The 20,137-nt window shown below is 70.6% G+C and carries 21 protein-coding genes; 10 read left to right on the top strand and 11 right to left on the bottom strand.

Going from position 1 to position 20,137, the window contains the following annotated elements:
* Positions 1-161 precede the first annotated feature (161 nt).
* Complete coding sequence (locus BLU81_RS09260) at positions 162-1,718, top strand: pectate lyase family protein (RefSeq protein WP_092543440.1); 1,557 nt, start codon at positions 162-164, stop codon at positions 1,716-1,718.
* A gap of 34 nt (positions 1,719-1,752) precedes the next feature.
* Here BLU81_RS09260 and BLU81_RS09255 read toward each other — a convergent pair whose 3' ends face one another.
* Complete coding sequence (locus tag BLU81_RS09255) at positions 1,753-2,667, bottom strand: DUF6301 family protein (protein WP_092543438.1); 915 nt, start codon at positions 2,665-2,667, stop codon at positions 1,753-1,755.
* Between the two features lie 47 nt (positions 2,668-2,714).
* On the opposite strand from BLU81_RS09255, the gene BLU81_RS09250 reads away from it, so the two are divergent.
* Both BLU81_RS09250 and BLU81_RS09245 read left to right on the top strand, forming a co-directional pair.
* Positions 2,715-3,521 carry a class I SAM-dependent methyltransferase gene (locus tag BLU81_RS09250; protein ID WP_092543436.1) on the top strand — a complete coding sequence of 269 codons (807 nt, stop codon included), beginning with the start codon at positions 2,715-2,717 and terminating at the stop codon, positions 3,519-3,521.
* Positions 3,522-3,541: 20 nt separating this feature from the next.
* Complete coding sequence (locus BLU81_RS09245; protein ID WP_197686159.1) at positions 3,542-4,393, top strand: aminoglycoside phosphotransferase family protein; 852 nt, start codon at positions 3,542-3,544, stop codon at positions 4,391-4,393.
* A 6-nt stretch (positions 4,394-4,399) separates the two neighbouring features.
* Here BLU81_RS09245 and BLU81_RS09240 read toward each other — a convergent pair whose 3' ends face one another.
* Complete coding sequence (locus BLU81_RS09240) at positions 4,400-4,642, bottom strand: hypothetical protein (protein ID WP_092543432.1); 243 nt, start codon at positions 4,640-4,642, stop codon at positions 4,400-4,402.
* 465 nt (positions 4,643-5,107) lie between these two features.
* Here BLU81_RS09240 and BLU81_RS09235 point away from each other — a divergent pair, with 465 nt between their 5' ends.
* Positions 5,108-5,950 (top strand): transposase family protein, encoded by an 843-nt coding sequence (locus BLU81_RS09235; RefSeq protein ID WP_172890509.1) that lies wholly within the window; start codon positions 5,108-5,110, stop codon positions 5,948-5,950.
* Between the two features lie 27 nt (positions 5,951-5,977).
* Here the strand turns inward: BLU81_RS09235 and BLU81_RS09230 are convergent, their stop codons facing one another.
* Entirely contained in the window at positions 5,978-6,592 is a 615-nt protein-coding gene (locus tag BLU81_RS09230; RefSeq protein ID WP_157751429.1) for a TetR/AcrR family transcriptional regulator, read from the bottom strand.
* Here BLU81_RS09230 and BLU81_RS09225 point away from each other — a divergent pair.
* Positions 6,474-7,886 carry a flavin monoamine oxidase family protein gene (locus BLU81_RS09225; protein ID WP_092543428.1) on the top strand — a complete coding sequence of 471 codons (1,413 nt, stop codon included), beginning with the start codon at positions 6,474-6,476 and terminating at the stop codon, positions 7,884-7,886. The genes BLU81_RS09230 and BLU81_RS09225 overlap by 119 nt on opposite strands.
* A 45-nt stretch (positions 7,887-7,931) precedes the next feature.
* Positions 7,932-9,146 (top strand): flavin monoamine oxidase family protein, encoded by a 1,215-nt coding sequence (locus tag BLU81_RS09220; RefSeq protein ID WP_092543426.1) that lies wholly within the window; start codon positions 7,932-7,934, stop codon positions 9,144-9,146.
* A 162-nt stretch (positions 9,147-9,308) separates the two neighbouring features.
* Here the strand turns inward: BLU81_RS09220 and BLU81_RS09215 are convergent, their stop codons facing one another.
* Positions 9,309-9,623, bottom strand: a complete 315-nt coding sequence (locus BLU81_RS09215) for a hypothetical protein (protein WP_092543424.1) — start codon at positions 9,621-9,623, stop codon at positions 9,309-9,311.
* A gap of 133 nt (positions 9,624-9,756) precedes the next feature.
* Here BLU81_RS09215 and BLU81_RS09210 point away from each other — a divergent pair, with 133 nt between their 5' ends.
* Both BLU81_RS09210 and BLU81_RS09205 read left to right on the top strand, forming a co-directional pair.
* The gene (locus BLU81_RS09210) at positions 9,757-10,056 is read left to right on the top strand and encodes a metalloregulator ArsR/SmtB family transcription factor (protein WP_092543422.1); all 300 of its coding nucleotides are present in this window, start codon (positions 9,757-9,759) and stop codon (positions 10,054-10,056) included.
* Positions 10,057-10,085: 29 nt separating this feature from the next.
* Positions 10,086-10,790, top strand: coding sequence for a hypothetical protein (locus BLU81_RS09205; protein ID WP_157751428.1), 705 nt, complete (start codon positions 10,086-10,088; stop codon positions 10,788-10,790).
* Positions 10,791-10,798: 8 nt separating this feature from the next.
* On the opposite strand, the gene BLU81_RS09200 is transcribed toward BLU81_RS09205, so the two are convergent.
* The 3 genes from BLU81_RS09200 to BLU81_RS09190 all read right to left on the bottom strand — a co-directional run bounded on the left by BLU81_RS09200 (position 10,799) and on the right by BLU81_RS09190 (position 14,411).
* Positions 10,799-11,101: an Lrp/AsnC ligand binding domain-containing protein gene (locus BLU81_RS09200; RefSeq protein WP_092543418.1), complete on the bottom strand. Its 303-nt coding sequence runs from the start codon at positions 11,099-11,101 to the stop codon at positions 10,799-10,801.
* A gap of 130 nt (positions 11,102-11,231) precedes the next feature.
* Positions 11,232-11,621 carry a DUF3592 domain-containing protein gene (locus BLU81_RS09195; protein ID WP_157751427.1) on the bottom strand — a complete coding sequence of 130 codons (390 nt, stop codon included), beginning with the start codon at positions 11,619-11,621 and terminating at the stop codon, positions 11,232-11,234.
* A gap of 27 nt (positions 11,622-11,648) precedes the next feature.
* Complete coding sequence (locus tag BLU81_RS09190; RefSeq protein WP_157751426.1) at positions 11,649-14,411, bottom strand: AfsR/SARP family transcriptional regulator; 2,763 nt, start codon at positions 14,409-14,411, stop codon at positions 11,649-11,651.
* 145 nt (positions 14,412-14,556) lie between these two features.
* On the opposite strand from BLU81_RS09190, the gene BLU81_RS09185 reads away from it, so the two are divergent.
* Positions 14,557-16,365, top strand: a complete 1,809-nt coding sequence (locus tag BLU81_RS09185) for an AfsR/SARP family transcriptional regulator (RefSeq protein ID WP_092543412.1) — start codon at positions 14,557-14,559, stop codon at positions 16,363-16,365.
* Here BLU81_RS09185 and BLU81_RS09180 read toward each other — a convergent pair.
* From BLU81_RS09180 to BLU81_RS09165, 4 genes are read right to left on the bottom strand one after another with little or no spacing between them, the layout of a single operon-like run.
* Entirely contained in the window at positions 16,329-16,817 is a 489-nt protein-coding gene (locus BLU81_RS09180; protein WP_092543410.1) for a S26 family signal peptidase, read from the bottom strand. The two genes, BLU81_RS09185 and BLU81_RS09180, sit on opposite strands and share 37 nt — an antisense overlap.
* Positions 16,814-18,619, bottom strand: a complete 1,806-nt coding sequence (locus BLU81_RS09175) for an ABC transporter ATP-binding protein (RefSeq protein WP_092543408.1) — start codon at positions 18,617-18,619, stop codon at positions 16,814-16,816. Before BLU81_RS09175 ends, BLU81_RS09180 begins: the two co-directional genes overlap by 4 nt.
* The gene (locus BLU81_RS09170) at positions 18,616-19,152 is read right to left on the bottom strand and encodes a TlpA family protein disulfide reductase (protein ID WP_092543406.1); all 537 of its coding nucleotides are present in this window, start codon (positions 19,150-19,152) and stop codon (positions 18,616-18,618) included. The genes BLU81_RS09175 and BLU81_RS09170 overlap by 4 nt, the downstream gene beginning before the upstream one ends.
* A gap of 38 nt (positions 19,153-19,190) precedes the next feature.
* On the bottom strand, positions 19,191-19,703 hold the full coding sequence (locus BLU81_RS09165) for a MauE/DoxX family redox-associated membrane protein (RefSeq protein ID WP_092543404.1): 513 nt from the start codon (positions 19,701-19,703) through the stop codon (positions 19,191-19,193).
* A gap of 158 nt (positions 19,704-19,861) precedes the next feature.
* Here BLU81_RS09165 and BLU81_RS09160 point away from each other — a divergent pair, with 158 nt between their 5' ends.
* The gene (locus BLU81_RS09160; RefSeq protein WP_092543402.1) at positions 19,862-20,065 is read left to right on the top strand and encodes a hypothetical protein; all 204 of its coding nucleotides are present in this window, start codon (positions 19,862-19,864) and stop codon (positions 20,063-20,065) included.
* The last annotated feature ends 72 nt before the right edge of the window (positions 20,066-20,137 follow it).

Below are 20,137 nucleotides of genomic sequence, written 5' to 3'. Positions count from 1 at the left end.
GACAGGGGTTCCCCCTTGCCACATTCATCGAAATCGCTCTACCCTGCACCTCAGGAAAGCGCTTTCCCGCATCTAGGGCACACCACGGCGGTCATCCCCACACGTACCGCCGACCATCCCCCGAACGCGCATCCCCATGCGCGGGAACAGGTGAAGCAGAGATGAGAAGATCAGTCGTACTACGACTCTCCGCGGTGTTCGGCACCGTCGGCCTGGCCGGGGCGATCGCCCTGGGCGCGCCACAGCCCGAGGCGTTCGCGGCGGCCGCGTCGGCCGACGGTTTCGCCGGTCAGAACGGCGGCACCACCGGAGGCGCCGGCGGCACCACGGTCCGGGCCACCACCGGCACCCAGATCCACACCGCGCTGTGCACCAGGGCCAGCAGTTCGACCCCGATCATCATTCAGGTCGAGGGCACGATCAACCACGGCAACACCACGAAGGTCTCCGGCGACAGCTGCAACACCGCGGCCGACAAGATCGAGCTGAAGGAGATCAGCAACGTCACGATCCTCGGGGTCGGGGCCGGGGCGACCTTCGACCAGCTGGGCATCCACATCCGGGACTCCAGCAACATCATCATCCAGAACGTGACCGTCAAGAACGTGAAGAAGTCCGGCTCGCCGATCTCCAACGGCGGCGACGCGATCGGCATGGAGAGCACGGTCCGCAACGTCTGGGTCGACCATGCGACCCTGCTCGCCTCGGGCGGCGAGTCGGCCGGTTACGACGGGCTGTTCGACCTGAAGGACGACGTCCAGTACGTCACCCTGTCCTACAGCACCCTGAGCAATTCCGGTCGCGGCGGCCTGATCGGCTCCAGCGAGACCGACACCGGCAACTCGTTCGTCACGTTCCACCACAACAAGTACCAGAACATCGATTCTCGTACGCCGTTGCTGCGTGGCGGGGTGGCCCACATCTACAACAACCACTACCTGGGCCTGGTCGAGTCGGGTATCAACTCCCGCGCCGGAGCCAGGGCGAAAGTGGACAACAACTACTTCCAGAACTCCAAGGACGTGCTCGGCACCTTCTACACCGACCAGGCCGGCTACTGGCAGGTGTCCGGGAACATCTTCGACAACGTGACCTGGTCGGCACCCGGTTCGGAGAACAACCCGGCCGGCCCGAACGTCACCTCCAACACCACGGTCAGCATCCCCTACTCGTTCACCGCCGACAGCGCGTCCTGCGTCCCGTCGGTCGTCGCCGCAACCGCCGGCGCGAACACCGGCCTGAAGGTCTCGACCGGCACCTGCAGCGTGACCACCACCTCGCCGACCGCGTCTCCCACGTCGTCGCCGACGGCCAGCCCCACGGTCTCCCCGACCACCTCGCCGACCGGTAACCCGACCGGTGTCAACCTGAGCGTCGGCGCCGGTTCGGACGGTTCCAGCAAGGCCAGCGGCACCAGTTACGGCGACGTCCGCGACGGCAGCCTGACCACGTTCTGGTCCCCGAGCGGCGCCACCGGCGACATCTCCATCAAGTGGTCCGCGGCGACCACGGTCTCGAAAATCAACATCCGCGAGGCCTCGGGCTCGTCGATCGGCGCCTACCAGGTCCTGAACGGAGCCACCGGCGCCGTCCTGACCTCAGGCTCCGGAGCTGGCGTGATCACTTTCCCGGCCACCTCGACGACAAAGATCACCTTCAAGATCACCAGCTCGTCCGGTACGCCGAAAGTAGCCGAGTTCGAAACCTACGCCAGCTGAGACGAGTCCTGACGGAGGGGCCCCGGCTCCTCCGTCAGCCGTCGATCCGGAACCCGGACCGCGCGGTGATCCGGCCCGGTGCCGGGGTGTAGCAGTAGTGGCGCAGCCGCTCCGGCGAGTCGAGATCCCAGCCCCGGATGATGTCGAGGGCGATCTCGGCGACTCGCGCGCCACTGCCGGATCCCGGCGGGAGTCTCGTGTAGTCGGCCGTCTCGGTCACGCCGAAGACGATCTCGCAGACGCGAGCGCCACTCTCGTTGAACACGCCCTGCACCTCCCGGTCACCGGCCTCCGGGCTGATGTCCCAGGCCACGTGCGACACGTGCCCCGCCAGCGCCGGAAGGTCAGCGGCGAACGACACGAACAGCTCGCGAACACTCTGTTCGAACTCCGCCCAGGTAGCGGCGTTGCGGGCATCGTGGAACATCATGCCGCCCAGCGACCGGCAGGCGGCACTGTGCACATCGGGTTCGGCGTACCAGAGATCGGTGGGTTCCCAGTCCGGGCTCCACTCGGCGGTGCTGTGCTCCTCGTGCTCGGCGGGCCCGGCCGGCTCCACCCGCACGGTCACCAAACAACGCCGCAGATGGCGCTCCACCCGGACCCGCGGTTCACGCCAGAACGCCCAGGCACCCGGCCCGCCGACCAGCGCGGGCGGCCCGAGCACGTCGGCCACCGAGGCCAGCGTGGCCGCGTGCAGCGCCGCCAGTTCGTCGGCCGGGCAGGTCTCGGTGACCTGAAAGTCGATCTGCTCGCCGTAGCCGAAGGCGTCCTGGCCATAACCGATCTTCGTGGACCGCGCCCGGAGCGGGCTCCTGGTGTCAACCGTCAGGTGATGGTCACCGTCCTGGACGGACCATCCAACCGCACCGGCGACCCGCTCGACATCGGCACGCGACCACCTCCCGAAGTCCTGCCCGGCCAGCGGCCCCGCCACGTCTTGGATCATGGCGGCGATGATAGCCAGCCGTTCGCCAGATAGATCAAGATGGCCGGATGACGACCTTCGACAACCATGAACGGGCCCGGTGGGCCGGGCAGGCGGCGGCCTATCGGGACAGTTTCGCCGCGCTCTGCGCCCATCCGGCCGGCGCTCTGCTGGACGCCGGGCAGGTCCGGGCCGGTGGCCGGCTGCTCGACGTGGGTACCGGCACCGGCACGGTAGCCGCCCTGGCGTACACCCGCGGGGTGAAGGTCGTCGCGGTGGACGCCGAACCCAGCATGGTGGAAGCGACCCGCCGACGGATTCCGGACGCCCGGGTCCACCACGCGACGCTGCCGGATCTGCCGTTCGACGACGGCGTCTTCGACACGGTGGTGGCCAATTTCGTGGTCAACCACGTCGGCGATCCGCTGGCCGCCGTCAGCGAGATGCGGCGGGTGACACGCCCCGGCGGCCGGGTCTCCGTGACGATCTGGCCCTACCCGGCCCCACCGGCCCAGCACCTCTGGTCCACCGTCTTCGACGCGGCCGGAGTCGAACGCCCCACCGACCTGCCCCGGCTGCCACCGGACCGGGACTTCCCCCGTACCGCCGCCGGGTTGTCGGATTTGCTGCACCGAGCCGGACTGACCGACATCAGCGGCGAAACACTCTCCTGGACTCATCGCACCACCCCCGACGCCTGGTGGAGCGGCCCCGCCAACGGCATCGGCACCCCCGGCCTGATCATGAAACGCCAAACCCCGGAAACCATCACCCGGATCCGAGCCCGGTACGACGAACACGTCACGCCCTACCGCGAACCCGACGGCCGCCTAGCGCTGCCCACCACCGCCCTGCTGGCCGCGGGCCGAGCATGATCCCCCCGTCGTTCCGGAAAATGCCCCGCTGGTCGCGCGACGGCACCGCCTGGCTGGACGAGCTGCCCGAACTCATCCGTTCGTCGTGCGAGCGCTGGCGGCTGACCGTCTCCGGCACGGCCGTGCACGGATCGAACGCCCTGGTCGTCCCGGTGACCCGCGCCGACGGTGACTTCGTGTTGCGGTTGACGCCGCCCGGCCCCGACGCGGTTGCGCAGGTCGCCGCGCTGCGATTCTGGAACGGTCGCGGGACCGTGCACCTGGTCGACACCCACCGTGACGCGATGCTCCTGGAACGGCTGACCCCCGGCACGTCGCTGCACACCGTTCCCACCGATGAGGCGATGCACATCCTGGGCTCGACGATGCGCCGGCTCGCGATCCCCGCCCCGCCAGGCGTGATCACCGACGTTCCGAGCACGGCTGCGGCCGTCGCCCGGCGGATGGCCACGATGGAACAGGAGTGGAGGCACCTCGGTCGGCCGTTCCCCGAAAGCCGCCTCCGGGAGGCCCTGGAGATCGGCGCACGTCTGTCGCAGGGTGCCCGGCCCGAACTCGCGGTCAACGGCGACCTGCACTCGGCGCAGGTGCTCCGCGCCACCAGGGAGGACTGGCTGGTCGTCGACCCCGTCCTGATGCGTGGCGAAATCGACTACGACCTGGCCCGAACCCTGTGGACCCGCCTGGACGAGATGCCCTCACCAGCCCGCATCGTCCGTCACTTCGACATCGTGGTCACGGCAGCCGAAACAGACCGGGACCGAAGCCGGGACTGGGTGGTCTTCCGTACCGCCGACTTTTGGTTGTGGGGTCTCACCGCCGGTTTGACCGACGACCCGCAACGTTGCGCCCGTTTGCTGGCCACTTTCTAAAGGCGCCTACGAGCTCGACCGGGCGATGGCTCCGACCACCATACCGAAACCGGCTGCGCCGACAGCCACTCGCAGCGCGACGGTGGCCCATTTCTCGCCACGTTTCTTGGCCATACTCGCCAGGACAGCGGCGATCACACCGAAAAGGATCGGCACGAACAACAATGCTATCGCGGCGAAAATGAAGGATGCGATGCTGAACGCTTTCGCGGAAGAGGGCATCGCGTATCCGGGTTGCGGCATGACCATGTAAGGCGCCTGTCCGGGTCCTCCACCCGGCTGCCAGGCGACAGGCGCCTGACCGGGCCCGCCCCCTGGCTGCCAGGCCTCAGGCGCGTACACGCCCGAGGGACCGGGCACCGCAGACGGGGCGTGCGCCGAGGCATGCATGGCAGCATGACCACAGAATTGGCAGTGACCATTCGCCGGAACGGCCGAACCACAGCGGGCACAAAGCATGACTTCTCCCAGATTTCGTCGCCACGTCATCGGCGCCCACATCGAAAACCTGAAGAATTCTCGCCACTTCCTGTCCGGCGCGCGAGGAACCGCACGGGATCAGTTACGTCGTTCAGTGAACTGATCTCAGCAAGGAATTGAAGCCGATTCGGGATGACACGGGTGAATAGGTAGTTTCGGACGGTCCTCGAAAAAGACGTGGAGCCATCGATAGACAGGTCTTGCGACAGATCCACGTCTTCGAGAGGGCTCCACGTGCTGGCTTATCGTGCCATGGTCGACGTCCCGAGGGAACTGGTGCAGTACGTGGCGCGGTTGCTCCATGCCGAGCGCCGCGCCCGTGGCACGCGGAAGAAGACACGTGCGCTGACCTGCTTCTACCAGGCGTTACTCGTACTCGTCTGGTTCCGTAAGCAGGAAGACCTGACACTGCTGGGCGCCGGTTTCGGGGTCTCCCGGGCGACCGCGTACCGCTACCGCGACGAGGGCATCGCGGTGCTCGCCGCCCAGGCACAGGACCTGCACACCGCTCTGAAGCGGGTCGCCGCCGACGGCTGGTCGTACGTCATCCTCGACGGCAAACTGTTCGACTGCGACCGGCTGACCGAGACCACCCTGTCGGTCAAGGGAAAGACGATCGACGCCTGGTTCTCCGGAAAGCACCGCGACTTCGGCGCGAACATTCAGGCGATCATGCGCCCGGACGGACTGCCGATCTGGACATCGGCGGCGATGCCGGGGCATCTGCACGACACCAGCTGCGCCCGCGACCTCGGCGTCACCGCCGCCCTGAACTGGTCCGCCGCCGAACTCGACCTGCCGGCCTTGGCCGACTCCGGCTACGAAAGCACTGGTCAGGGCATCAAAACCCCAATCAAGCAACCGGCCGACGGTAAACCCCTCGCCGTCGACAACCGCGCCTACAACCGGCTCCTACGCGGTCTGCGCTGGCAGGGCGAACGCGGCTTCGCGATCCTCGTCGGACGCTGGAAAGCCCTGCGCCGCACCACGATAAGCCCACGCCGCACCGGCGATGTCGTCGCCGCCGCGCTGCACCTGACCCATTTCGAATACAAATACCTAACCGGATCTTGCTGAGATCAGTTCAGTACCGCGTCAAGGACGCTAATGGTCGGCGAGGGCGGGGCAGTTCAGGGTTACCGACAGCCAGGCTCGGGTCATCGCGGCGGCTCGTTCCCAGGTGAGGCCGGGGCGTCGGAGGGCTATCTGGACGCCCAAGCCGTCGGCCAGCGCGCACGCCCCCTGCGCGACCGCGTCGATGTCGGAGGGCTCGGCCAGGACACCGGCGGCGACGGCGGCGTGGATGGCGTCGCGGACCAGGGACGCCCAGCCGTCGTACGTGTTGATCGATTCGGTGGCCAGTTCGTCGTCGCGGAGGGCGGTTCGCCAGTACTCGACCCACAGCATCCATTCGGCGCGGGCCGCGTCCGGGGAGCCGTCGGTGGCGGCGAGGTGGCCGGCTACCCAGCGGAGTCGTTCGATCGGGTCGGTGATCGCCTCGGCGGCGGTGCGGGCTTCGGCCAGCAGGTGGGCGGTTCGGGTGCGCAGCGCCTGCACGACCAGGTCCTCGCGGTTGCCGAACAGGTACTGCAACGTGCTGATGGACGCGCCGGTGCGCCCGGCCACGTCGGTGAACCGGGTGTTCTCGAAGCCGCGTTCGGCCACCACTTCGGCAGCCTGCATCAGCAGGTCGGCCCTGTTCCGCGAGGCACGGCGCATTCCCAAGATCCACACCCTCCGGTACGGTCCACTGGTATCTCCATACCACAAGGCGCTACCAGCGGAGGTCCCCGTGGACGTGATTGTTGTCGGTGCGGGTCTCGCCGGTCTAGTGGCGGCCCGGGATCTGCGCGCCGCCGGGCTCAGTGTCCAGGTCCTGGAAGCCCGTGACCGGGTCGGCGGGCGAACGTGGACGGCCCCGCTGCCGGGCACGCAGGCCGCCGTCGACCTGGGCGCCGAGTGGCTCTCGCCGCAGCAGCACACCGCTGTCACCAGCGAACTAACCCGGTATGAGCTGGTCACCGCCGAGCCGTTGCGCGGGCCGCACCGCTGGTATCTACCCAGCGGGCCGGAGCCCACCGACCCCGATGAGAAGCGGGTACTCGCCGAGACCCTGGAACGGCTGGAGGCCGACGCCGAGCGGATCGACTTCGACCGCCCGGACTGGCACCACTGCGCGCCGGACCTGGACGTCCCGTTCGGTGGGTATCTGCGAGAGTTCTGCCCGTCGGAGCGGGTCCGGAGTCTGATTCTGGCGTGGTCGTTCACGCTGATGGGCGGGGACGAGAACGAGTACAGCGCCCTGCACCTGCTGCACGAGATCGCCGGTTTCGGCTCGTCGAAGGCCGCGTTCGGGGGTGACTCGCACCGGATCGACGGGGGTGCCGACAGCCTGGCGAAGGCGATCGCCGCCGAACTGGGCTCGGTGGTCCGTCTCGGTCAACCGGTGGAGTCGATCACCGCGCCCCGGGGCGGCTGCACGGTGATGACCGCGGACGGCACCCCGCACCGGGCCCGGGCGGTGATCGTGGCGGTGCCGCTGAACTGTTTCGGTGACATCGACGGACTGCCCGGTCCGGGTCCGCACGCGGGCAAGGTGGTCAAAGTGTGGCACCGCGCGAGTGGGGTGGTCGCCGGTGAGGGCACCACGGGCTGGCCGGTGGTGGTCGAGACGTACGCCGTACCGGGTGGGGTCGCCGCCCTCCACCAGCACGGCACCGCACCGGCGGCCGTACTGGCCGGGCACTACCCGGACGCGGTGCTGTCCGAGCAGCGATGGAACGACTGGTGCGCCGACCCGTACGCCCGCGGAACCCGGTGTGCGGCCCGGCCCGGACAGCTGGGCGCGCTGCACGATCTCGCGAACCGGCCCGGTCCGCTCTTCTTCGCCGGCGGCGACCTGTCCCGGCGCTGGATGGGCTGGATGGACGGCGCGATCACCTCGGGCGCGGACACCGCCAAGCGAACCCGCGCCTACCTCTACAGCACCGCGATCCCAGCGGCCCGCGGCTGATAATCCCGGCGCCCTGGACCGGGACCGGCTGTTAGCCTGCGGCCCATGTCGATCACGCCGGTGGCCTTCGCTGTCTCGCACTGGGCTGAGGACCCCTGGTCGCAAGGCTCGTGGAGCCTGATCGGACACGACGGCAGCCCGCAGGACCGGGTCGACCTGGGCGCGCCCATCGGGACGAGGCTTCGGCTGGCCGGGGAGGCCACCCATGCCTCTCGTGCGGGCATGACACACGGGGCGTACGAGCAAGGGGTCCAAGCCGGATCTTGGGCCGCCGGCCTGGGGCATGATCGCATCGCCGTGGTGGGCGCCGGCATGGCCGGCCTCGCCGCCGCCCGAACCCTGACCACTTTCGGTCGTGAGGTGATCGTCCTGGAGGCACGGGATCGGGCCGGCGGGCGCACCGCGGGCGCCGAAGTGGGCGGGACGACGTTCGACCTGGGCGCCAACTGGCTGCAGCAGTTCGACGACAACGTGCTCGCCCGCCTCGCCGAGGAACTCGGGTTACGCCTGGTGCCGACCGATTTCAACGATCCGCTGATCCTCGACGGCCGCGCGGTTCCGGACGGCATCGAGAAGGAACTCCGGACTCGTCTCGCCGCCGCACCGGCCGGGGCCGCGATCTCCGACGTGGTCGAGGCCTGGCTGGCGGCTCCGGGTTCGTGGGCGATCGACGACATTCGCCGGTACGTGGACGCCGAGATCGTGATGGACTCGGGCGCTCCGCTGTCGTGGCTGAGCGCCCGGTACGGTTTCGAGCCCGGCGTCGGCGAGGGCGACCGCTGGATCGTCGGCGGCTACCGCCTGCTGGTGGATCATCTGGCCGCCGGTCTCGACATCCGCCTCAACCGGCCGGTGCACCGCATCGAGGTCGACGAGCACGGGGTGACCGTCGGCGGCGACCGCTTCGACGCGGTGATCGTGACCGTCCCCCTCGGGGCCCTGACCGACATCACGTTCGCACCCGAACTGCCCGCGTCCCACCGGACCGCACTGTCCCGCCTGGGCATGGGCCGGGTCGAGAAGGTGATCCTCCGGTTCGAGGAGAGGTTCTGGCCCGACCATCCGGCCGGCTACCACCGCGTCCACGGCCCCGGCGCGAACGACATCTGCGAGTGGCTCGACGCCACCGCCGCCGACGGCACGCCCACACTGGTGGGCCTGTTCGCCGGACCGTGGCTGGACGCACTGTGGACCGGCACCGACGCGGAGATCGCCGCCCGGACCGTCGCGTACGGCCCGGGCGGCCGGTCCACTCCCTGATGTGGTCGGCCACCCAGCGGCTGACCGTCGCCGCGGTCTCAGCAGCGTGCCGATCCATCAGTGGTTCGCGATCGGTGCCGGGCACCCACTGGCCAAGGAGTTCGCGCGGGATGTCGGCGAGCTGCCGTCGGCGGCCTGAGCGGATGGCGGGGTGGCAGGTGGTCAGAGGAGGCTCTGGATCGCCTGCACCGCCTCGACCACGCTGGTCACCGGGCCGGCTCCGGTGGCGATTCCGGTCAACAGCGTCTTGACCGTGAACTTGCTCGGCTGGTCCTTGGCCAGTTCCAGGGCGACGTTCTCGGTCGCGGCGAGCAGATCCTCGCTCTCCGGGATCTCCGCCGCGTGCTTCTGCAACTGTTCGACCAGTTCGGACAGGCGGGCGGCGAGGTCGTCGCTGTCACGATCGGCCAGACCGCTGTGGATCACCTTGTTGACAGCCTCGGCCTTCTCGCCGATCGCGAGGGCGCCGGCGTTCACGGTTCCCGAGCCGGAGATGATCAGCCCGTGGTTGGGGTTGTCGGTATTAGACCGTTTTGACGGATGACGCGGAGCCTGGCGAAGGCTTCGATCATTTGCTATCTTCGAAGAAACCGAAATAAGCGGAGGGGTCTTGTCCGACGGGGTGTTCGCTGCGCTGGCCAACCCGACCAGGCGAGCCGTGCTGACGTTGCTGCAGCGCAACGGGCCGATGGCGGTCGGGGACATCGCCGCCGCGCTCGATGTGGTGGGGCCGACGCTGTCCGGTCACCTGAAGGTGCTGCGAGCCGCGGACCTGGTGGACACGCGACGGCAGGGCACGACGATCCGGTACGTGACCAAGATGTCGGTGCTCGAAGGAGCCATCGCCGAACTGATGGAGAACATGCGCCTCGGCGCCCGGAACGGGGAGGTCAGCGATGGCGACGACTGAGTGCGCCCGGCGAGGAGTGGGAGGGCGAGATGGCGACGGCTGATAAGACGAGGGTGCCGCTGACCGGGATCGTGGTGCTGGTCGCCGGGCTGGCGGTGATGGCGGCACTGTCCTGGCAGGCCGCCGGGCACCTGCCCGACCCGGTCACGCTTGCCGGCGCCGGAAAGGACGGTACCGATCAGCATGCGTCGAAGGCGCTGGTCCTGAGCGGGTTCCCGCTGCTGACCGCGGCGATCGGCGTGCTGTCACTGGCCGTCCAGCGGTTGCCCGGTGCCGCTTTTCTGACACTGGGCCGCGACGACCGTACCCACCGCAAGGCAGTTGATCTTGCATTGGGGGTGGTGACCCCGGTGCTGCTCAGCATCCATCTGCTGCTGCTCCGGGCGGCCGACGGGCAGATCGGGTCCGCGCTCGGCTACGTGGCCGCCGCCGTCGCGCTGGTGGTCATCGTCGTCGGTAATGCCTGGCCCAAACAGGCGCCGGCCGTCCCGGAGGCACTCGACGGGAAGATCTGTGACCCGGTCCGGCGAGGACTGGACACGGCTCTGGAGGCGCAGCGCCGCAAGCTGCGGCCGACCGGCATCACGATGCTCCTGCTCGGGCTGGTGGCGATCGTCGTCGCGTGGCCCGCGCCGATGGTGTCGCTGGCGGTGTCGATGGCAGCGGTCCTGGTCATGGCGATGGTCCCGCTGGTCACGGTCTGGTGGTCGGTGATGCGGCCCGGCAGCCGGTAGCGGACGGCTCAGAGGCCGAGTGGCAGCCGGTAGGTCTCGTGGACGAAGTCCATGTGGACCCAGGTGCAGATACCGGTGATGTCGGGGAAGGAGCGCACCTGCTCGGCGACCTGTTGCAACGCGGGCAGGGAGTTGCCGGAGACGGTGCCGATCATGTCGTAGTTGCCGATCACCGTGGCCAGGAATTCGACGCCGGGGATGTCGAGGATGGTCGCTACCAGGTCCTCCGAGTAGCCGCGGACATGTAGGCCCATACCCATCGCCATGTTCCGGGTGCGCGCCCCGCGCCGGGTGATCGTCGAGATCCGCATGACCTCGCGGTCCAGCAGTGCAAGGGTGCGGTACGCGGGATTCCCGCCACGATCTGGATCTCGTCGGGCGCCTTCGACGCGGACATCCGCCGCCGGGCCGCCGCGGCGTCGTCATTACCGGCTCACGGCTCTAGTCCATCGACCAGAGGCCGGCCGCGAGACAGGCCACACCCACGATCAACGGCACACCGATCATCAGTACGGTGTGCCGCACCGACGACAGCGAAGCGCTCTCTGGCCGTCCCGCGATCCACCGGACCGGCACCCGCGCGCCGACCGGATGGATCGGCTTGAACGCCTTGAGCCCGACGGTGAACTCCCGCCAGGCCCCTGTCTCGTCGGTGTAGGCGATCACCGGCGAGTACAGCGACCGCCCGTCCGGCGACTGTTCGATCCGGACCACCGACCCGGCCGCGCGCAGCCCGTCGCGGCCCAGCCGCCCGGTCTTGACCGCTTGCGCCATCGCGGCCGCGATGAGGAACAGCCCGAGCAGGAACCACACGCCGACCCCGAATGACATCCCGAGATCATCGCGCATCACTCACCGTTATCGATGGGTGCCCAGTTCTTCCAGTTTGCGGCGGGCCCGGTCGGCGTCCGGGTGTTCCAGGGCGTCCAGCAGCCGCTGTGCGCGGGTGGCCGCCTCGATCGCGGGGGCGGTCCGGCCCATCGCCTGGAGTGTGTCGGTCAGGTGCAGCAGTGTGTCGGCTTCGAAGTAGCGGTCGTCGGCCGCCGCGTACGTCTGCACCGCCCGCTGATAACACCGCACCGCCTGCTCGTGGTCGCCGAGGTGGTGGTGGGCGTAGCCGAGGCTGTCGGCGGCGGCCGCGATCGCACGGGCGTCGCCGAGTTCACCGGCCAGTTCGGCGGACCAGGTGCAGAACTCGACCGTCGCTTCGTACTCGCCGAGTTTGGCGTGGTACCAGCCGATCGAGTTCAGGGCGTTGGCCTGCCCGTAACGGGAGTCGGCGGTCTGGAACGCGGCGTACGCGGTCCGCGCATGTTCCAGAGCCCGCGTGTGGTCACCGGTCCGGGCGGTGAGCTGGGCGAGTGTCATGCCGGTGTGGCCGAGGGCCAGGTGGTCGCCGATCTGCCGGTTGACGTCGAGGGCGGCACTCAGGTGTTCGAGGGCCTCGCCGGTACGGGCTTCCCGGCTGGCGGCGAAGCCGATCAGCCGGTGGGCGCGGGCGCGGGCCGGGTCGTCGCCGAGCCGGGTGGCGGCGGTCAGTGCGGCCTGCTGGGTGGCGGTCATGTCGTGGTAGCGGCGGCGCAGGTCGAGGAACCGGGCCAGTGCCCAGGCCAGGTCGATCACCCGCCGGTCGAGCCGTGCGGTCACCGCCGCGTGGAAGACTTCGAGCAGCACCGGGAGTTCGGCGGTGAACCAGGCCACGGCGGCGGTCCGGTCTGCGATCGGCTCCGGGCGTACTCCCTGGTGGGCTTGTCCTGGGGTCAAGGGGTCGCCGTGCGGGACCAGGGCCTCTGCCGCGGAACAGGCGGTGTGCAGGTAGTGGTCGGTGCACCGGTGCAGCGCCGCCCGCCGGTCCGGTTCGGTCTCGTGCCGCCGGGCCATGTCGGCGGCGTACTCCCGCAGCAGGTCGTGCATCCCGTACCGGCCGGGTGTGTGTTCGGTGGCGAATCCGGCCCGGACCAGTTCGGCCAGCCCGGTCCGCGCCTCGGCGGGTGAGCAGGCGGCGAGACTGGCGGCGGCACCGGCGGTGAGATCCGGCCCGGGGTGCAGCCCGGCCAGCCGGACCAGGCGTTTGGTGTCGTCGCGCAAGACCCGGTAGGACGAGGAGAACACGGCGCGGACGTCACTGCCGACGTCACCGACGGTGAGCGAATCGAGGGTCAGGTCGTCGGCGAAGGCGGCCAGTGCCAGTCCCGGGTTCGCGGCCGCCTGCGCGGCGACCACCGACAGGGCCAGCGGCAGACCGGCGCACCGTTCGATGATCCGGCCGGTGGCCTCCGGCTCGGCGGTGATCCGGTCCGGTCCGAGACGCCCGGCCAGCAGTTCGCGGGAGCCGTCCGGGCCGAACGCGGCGAGCGCCAGCAACCGGGCGCCGTCGGTGGCGGCCAGGCCGGTGAGCTGGTTACGGCTGGTCACCAGGGCCATGCTGCCGGGCGAACCGGGCAGCAGCGGGCGCACCTGCTCGGCGTCGCGGGCGTTGTCGAGCAGGACCAGCACCCGCTGCCGGGCTAGGATGCTGCGGTACAGACTGGACTGGGCGTCCACCTGGTAGGGGACGCGCTGCGCGGGCACACCCAGGCCGTCGAGCAGGGTGCGCAGCGCGCCGGTGGGGGTCATCGGCGCGGCGGCCGGGTCGAAGCCGCGCAGGTTGACGTAGAGCTGGCCGTCCGGGAACCGGGTCCGGGCCCGATGCGCCCAGTGCACCGCGAGGGCGGTCTTGCCGACCCCGGCGATGCCGCCGATGGCCGAGACCACGACCGGTACGGCCACGGCACCGGCCCGCGGAGCGAGGTCGTCGAGGCGGCGCAGGTCGTCGTCGCGGCCGGTGAAGTGCACCAGCGGAACCGGGAGCTGGGCGGGCACCAGTACGGTGACCGGGGCATCGGTGAGGATCGCCTTCTCTAGGCGGCGTAGCTCTTCGGACGGTTCCAGGCCGTCCCGTTCGGTGGACAGCTTCCGGATCCGGCGGAAGTGCGCCAGGGCGTCGGAGCGTCGCCCGGCCCGGTGCAGGGCCAGCATCAGCAGCCCGCCGAGGCGTTCGTCGAGCGGGTGCTGTTCGGCCAGGGCGGTCAGTTCGCCGAGGACCGTGTCGTGCAGGCCGGCACGCACGTCGGCGTCGATCCGGTCGGTGCGTGCGGCCAGCCGCCGCTGCTGGATCCGGTCGCGTTCGGCGTCCAGCGGCGGTGCGGTCACGTCTTCGAACGGGTGGCCGGTGAACAGCTCCAACGCCTCGTGCAGCAGGCCGGCGGCGGCCTGGTGGTCACCGGCGGCGAGCAGGTCCCGGCCACGGTCGGCGAGTGTGAGGAACCGCTGCAGGTCGAGTTCCCCGGCGCCGACCCGCAGCAGATAACCGGGGGACCGGTATGCCAGGCGGTCGTCGCCGAGGCCCGCCTCGGCCAGCACCCGCCGCAGTTGGGAGACCCGCACCTGCAGGGTGGACCGGGCGTTGCGCGGCTGCCGGGCACCCCACAGCACGGTGGCCAGCCGGTCCGTGCCGACCACCCGGTTGGCGTTGAGCAGCAGGATGGCCAGCAGGGCGGTGCGCTGCCGGCCGCCGATCACGACCGCGTTGCCGCCGGCGGTGACCCGCACCGGGCCGAGCAACCGGAACTCGACAACCATGTTGATCACTTTACATGTCTTTCGTTGTCAACATCCATGAAGGACAGTCCCGGCCAGCGCAAACGAGCCGCCGGGTAAGCGTGCGGTAAGCGCCCGCCCCGACCATGTCGATCACGGGGCACGTCTACGGGGCGGGGAGTGCGCGGTGTCGGTTTCGATAGGTCTGCTGGGTCCACTGGACGTCCGGCGGGGGACGGCGGCGATCCGGATGGCGGCGGGCAAGACGAGGATCGTGCTGGCGTACCTGATCGCCAACCACGACCGGGTGATCGCGATCGACGAGCTGGCCGGGGAGTTGTGGGCCGGGTCGCCGCCGTCGTCGGCGGTCGCCAACATCCGGACCTATGTGGCCGCGTTGCGCCGCTCGTTCGGCTCGGCTCCGGCGCCGGTGTCGATCCTGGCCCGGCCGCACGGCTACCAGCTGCGGCTGGCCGACGACTGTCGGGTGGACCTGAACGAGTTCCGGGCCCTGGTCGAGCGGGGCCGGGCGGCCGGCGGGCAGCCGCGTACCGCGATGCGGCACCTGGACCAGGCGCTGGGGATCTGGCGGGGCTCGGCACTGGACGGGCTGCGTGACGGGCCGATGCTCAGCACGTTCGCGGCGGTGCTGGAGGAGGAACGGGTCCAGGTGGTCGAGGAGACCGTCGACGCCCGCCTGTGCGACGGCCGGTTCGCCGAAGCGGTGCCGATGCTGCGCCGGCACCTGGACGACAACCCGCTGCGGGAGCACGCGCACGCCCAGTTGATGACGGCGCTCTACCACTGCGGCGACGTGTCCGGCGCGCTGGCGGCCTTCGCCACCGCCCGGGATCTGCTGCGGGACCAACTCGGCATAGAACCGGGCCGGGAACTGACCGACCTGCACCTCGCCGTCCTGGACCGGAGTCCCCGGCTGGATCGCGACCGTCCCGAGCCGGAGCCGATCGTGGCCGCTGATCCCCTGTTCACACCGTTTCTCACGCCGCCTCCGGTCGCCGGTTTCACCGGCCGGACGAGCGAGATCGAACTGGGCGTACGGGTACTCGGCCCCGCCCGGCGCGACGTCCTGCCGATCGTGGTGGTCTCCGGGCTGGCCGGGGTGGGCAAGACCGCGCTGGCAGTCGCCCTCGCGCACCGGGTGGCCGGCGGCTATCCGGACGGTCAGCTCTACGCCGATCTGCGCGGTGACGGCCCGGACCCGGCCACGCCCGAGGAGGTGATCGGGCGGTTCCTGACGGCACAGGGGGTGCCGGCCGACCGGATCCCGGCCGCGCTCCCGGCCCGTACCGGCATGTTGCGCAGCACTCTGGACGGCCGCCGGGTCCTGGTGGTGCTGGACAACGCCGCCGGTGAGCCGCAGGTGCGGGCGTTGCTGCCGGGCACGGCGGGTTGCGGGGTGCTGGTGACCGGCCGGTCCCGGCTTCCGGCACTCGACGGCGCCCGGCACATCACCCTGACCGGTCTGCCCGAGCCGGACGCGATTGCCCTGTTCAGCGCCGTCCTCGACGGGCCGGCCGACCGGGAACGCGCGGTGACGGGCGGCCCGGCTGACCGGGACCGGGCGGTGATCGGCCGGATCGTGCGGAGCTGCGAGACGCTGCCGCTGGCGGTCCGGATCGCCGCCGCGCGGGCCACGAGCCGTCCCGGGCGGCCGCTGGACCGGCTGGCCGCGCTGCTGGACGACGAGTCCACCCGGCTGGACACCCTGCGCACCGGTGACCTGGACATCCGGTCCCGGCTGACCGGCGCGTGCCGGGCGCTGCCACCGGCGGCCCGCCGCCTGCTCAAGTCACTGAGCCTGTCTCAGGGCGTCACCGACGACGACACGGATCTGCTGGATGTCCTGGTGGACGGCGGGTTCCTGACCGAAAACGGGCCGGGCCGCTACCGGGTACACGGCCTGGTGCGCCTGGTGATGCACGAGGACCGCCCGGCCGGTCACGCCTCGATGCGGAACTCGCCACGCTGGCGGTAGCCGTCCAGCAACCGGACCGCGACGCCGAGCACCCGGGCCGCCGGGAAGTAGCCGACCTGCTTCGAGTCGTAGCTGATCTCCCCGGCGTCCCCGAGTAGCACCAGGAACCCGTCCGGCACGATCCGTTCCCCGGCCAGCGCGGGTATCCCGGTCGCGGGGACCGGTTCCCCGGCGACCGCGGCGACCCGTTTGATCAGCCAGCGCCGCCCGCCGATGCCGGTGCTGAGCGGCCGAGTCGGCCATCGACCCTGTTCGGGGGCTTCGACCGCGACCACATCGCCGGTACGCACCCCGGCCACCGTCCGCCGCACCAGCACCCGATCCCCGGGCCGGAACGTCGGCGCCATCGACGACCCGGTCACCCGCACCACGGCATGCCGCCGCCGCACCCGACGGAGCACGACAACCGCCGCGAGCACTACAACAGCCACCACCGGGACCGAGAACGTCACGAGACCTCCACCGCCTTGCGGTAACCGGCCGCCTGCAACGCGAACAGCCGGGCGTACTCACCACCGGCGGTGATCAGCTCGTCATGGCCACCGCGTTCCACGACGGCGCCCGCACCGAGCACCACGATCGTGTCCGCCTGCCGGATCGTGCTCATCCGGTGCGAGATCAGCAGACTGGTCCGGCCCCGCCGGTGATCCCGCAGCCGCTCGTGCACCTGATGTTCGGCCTCGGCGTCCAGCCCGGCGCTCGGCTCGTCCAGGATCAGCAGGTCACCGTGGGTGCGGACCAGCGCCCGGGCCAGTGCCACCCGCTGCCACTGGCCGCCGGAGAGCACCACCCCGGTCCGGGGATCGTCACGATCGGCGGCGTCCAGGAAGATCCGGGTCAGCAGGGTGTCGTAGCCGTGCGGCAGCTCCCGCAGGAACGGATCACACCCGGCCCGCCGGGCCGCCTCGGTGACGCGCTCACCGCCGTCGTCCAGCGCCGTGAGATCGCCGACCGCGATGTTCTCGGCGGCGCTCAACTCGTACTCCATGAAGTCCTGAAAGACCACGCTCATCCGCCGGCGCAGCTCGTCCACCTCGAAGTCGCGCAGGTCGACACCGTCCCAGGTGATCGAGCCGCGGGTCGGGTCGTAGAACCGGCACAGTAGCTTGACCAGGGTGCTCTTGCCAGCCCCGTTCAGCCCGACCAGCGCGGTCGCCCGGCCGGCCGGAATGACCACGTCCACCCCGGCCAGCACCCACGGCAGATCGTCCCGGTACCGGAACCACACATCGGTCAGCTCGATCCCGTGCCGCAGCTCCGGCACCGGCGTAACCTGCCCGGACGCCGGCGGCGGCAGATCCGGCTCACTGTCGACCACCGCGCAGTAGTGGCCGAACATCAGCATCGCGTGATGACCCCGCCCGGCCGTGCTGAACACCGTCGCCAGCGCCCCCTGCACCCCGGCGACCGCCGCGACGAACACCGCCACGTCACCGACACTGAGCCGGCCCTGCCGTGCCGCCACCACCGCCCACACCAGCCCGCCGCCGGCGATCACCGCACCGGTCACCCCGAGCAGTGCCTGGGCCAGCAGCTCCCGCCGGTCCGCTCCGCGCTGCCCGGCGTCGATCGCCCGCAACTCGGTCAGCATCCGGCCCCGGAACAGACCACCCAGACCGAAGAGCCGAACTTCCTTGATCGCCCGTACGCTGGTCAGCAGATCGGCATAGAAGATCTCCCGGCGCCCGGCCGCACTCAACGCGAAGTCGACCCGGGCGCGGTCCCGGCTCAGTGTCAGCTCGGCCCGCAGAGTCGGCACCGCCCCGGCCACCACCACCAGCGCCATCCACGGGTTCAGTACCGCCAGGGTGCCCAGGAACCCCACGATCGTCAGCGCTCCTTGACCGGCGCCGAGGACACTGCTGACCAGATCGGCCGGACCGCTCGTTCCGTGCGTCGCCATCCGCAGCCGGTCGTGGAACGCGGCGTCCTCGAACCGGGCCAGCCCGCGAAGCCGCCCGATCGCCCCGAACAGCCGATCTTTGGCCGCGAGCGTGACAGTGCGGGTGATCTGGCTACCGAGGTAGCCGTTGAGCTGCGGCAGCATGGCCGCGGCCACCCCGGCGCAGGCCAGTGCCAGGGCCGGGGCCAGCAGCGGCGCCGACGGATCACCGATCCGGTCCAGCACCGTCCTGGTCAGCCACGCCAGCGCCACCGGAACCAGTCCCGCGGCCACCACCAGCAGGATCCGGGCGAGCAACCGGACCGGCGAGGCCTGCCAGACGTAACGCTGGGCCCGCAGCAGCGGCCTCATGCCGTGGCGTGCACGGGCAGTTCACTCATCGCCAGGCCGCTCGCGAGCACCATGCCGCCCGGCTCGACCAGCAGGAACGACGGGAAGCCGCGGACCGCGAAGGCGGCCGTCAACGTCCCGTCGGCCGGTTCCCGCACCACCCGGGCGACCGCCGCCAGCTCGGATTCCAGTGCGGCCACGTCCGCCCCGGTGCCGACGATGACCGCCAGGACCTTGGCCGGATCGGCCAGTTCCCCGGCGTACGACAGGAAGGAAGGAAGACGCTCGTGACAGGCCGTGCAACCGGGCGAGAAGAAGCCGACCAGTGTCTGGCCGGGGAACTCCGCCGGGGCCACCGGGCGGCCGTCGATCGCGGTCGCGGTGACCGCGGGCACCGTCTGCCCGGCGGCGAGCATCAGCGGGCCCTGCTCGGTCTGCCGGGCCGACAACAGCTCGGAATGTCTGCGCAGCCGGCGCAGCACACCGAAGGACAGCAGCAGATTGACGACACCGAGCAACCCGACGAGAACGACGGCGGCGGTCAGATAGGACATGACACTCCCCGATACGTGGAAACGGTGGATACGACAGGTCAGGTCGCCGCGAGCAGGCCGGCGATCTCGTCCAGGTTGATCAGCAGCAGCGCCGTCACCGCGCCCGCCGCGACAGCGAGGGCGACCGCCGGCAGCGGCAGCCCCGGACCGGCCGGAGAACCGGCCAGCCCGAAGATCGCGGTCGCCAGCAGCAGCACGTTGCGGACCACGGCGGCCCGGCCCGGCGGCTCCGCCGACGCCCCGAAACAACGGCACGGCTCGGCCGAACCGCGGCGGCGCATCACCAGGATCGCCCCGGTGAACCCGGCCAGCAGGATCGCGGCGAGCCCGAACCCCCAGCGGGCGGTGGTCGGCAGCACCATCGCCGCGGTCGCCGTGAGCTCCGCGCCCACCACACCAGCGGCCAGCGGGGTGCCCAGCGGGCGCGGCACCGGCAGACTCCGCGACAACGATCCCCGGAACTCCCCGAACCCGGCCGGCCGCACCTTCCCGGCCGCGGCGACGGCGAACGTCAGCACCAGCATCGCCTGACAGGCCACCGTCCAGTTCACCGCACGCTCCTCACCGCCGCCGAGAGACCCGACGGTAGGAGCCCGGGATACAGCGCGGGTACAGCCGCGGCGATGTATCCCGGCTGTACCCGGCCGCCCTACGTTCGGCTGGCCGCAGCCATTGCGGTGCGTGATCGACACCCGATACGAGGAGAATCATGCGACGACTCGGAAACCTGGCCGACCGCCTGCTCGCCCGCTTCGTCCCCGAGGTGGAAGCCGCGGCGGCCTGCACCCCGGGACAGTTCTGGGGCTTCTGCTACTGCGCCTCCAACGGCGCCTACTACTGCAAGAACTGCCAGTTGCTCGCGAGCTGCGACGACCGGTGCGCCAGCACCTACACCAAGATCGGCACCTGCTGATCGTGCCACCGTCCCGCCGGGCTCACCGCCCGGCGGGGCACCTCACTCCCGCACTCCCCCCACCGGCCCGGC

The sequence above is a fragment of the Actinoplanes derwentensis genome (genome assembly GCF_900104725.1).
Taxonomy (GTDB): Bacteria; Actinomycetota; Actinomycetes; order Mycobacteriales; family Micromonosporaceae; genus Actinoplanes; species Actinoplanes derwentensis.
This window is presented reverse-complemented; position numbering and strand designations above follow the sequence as displayed.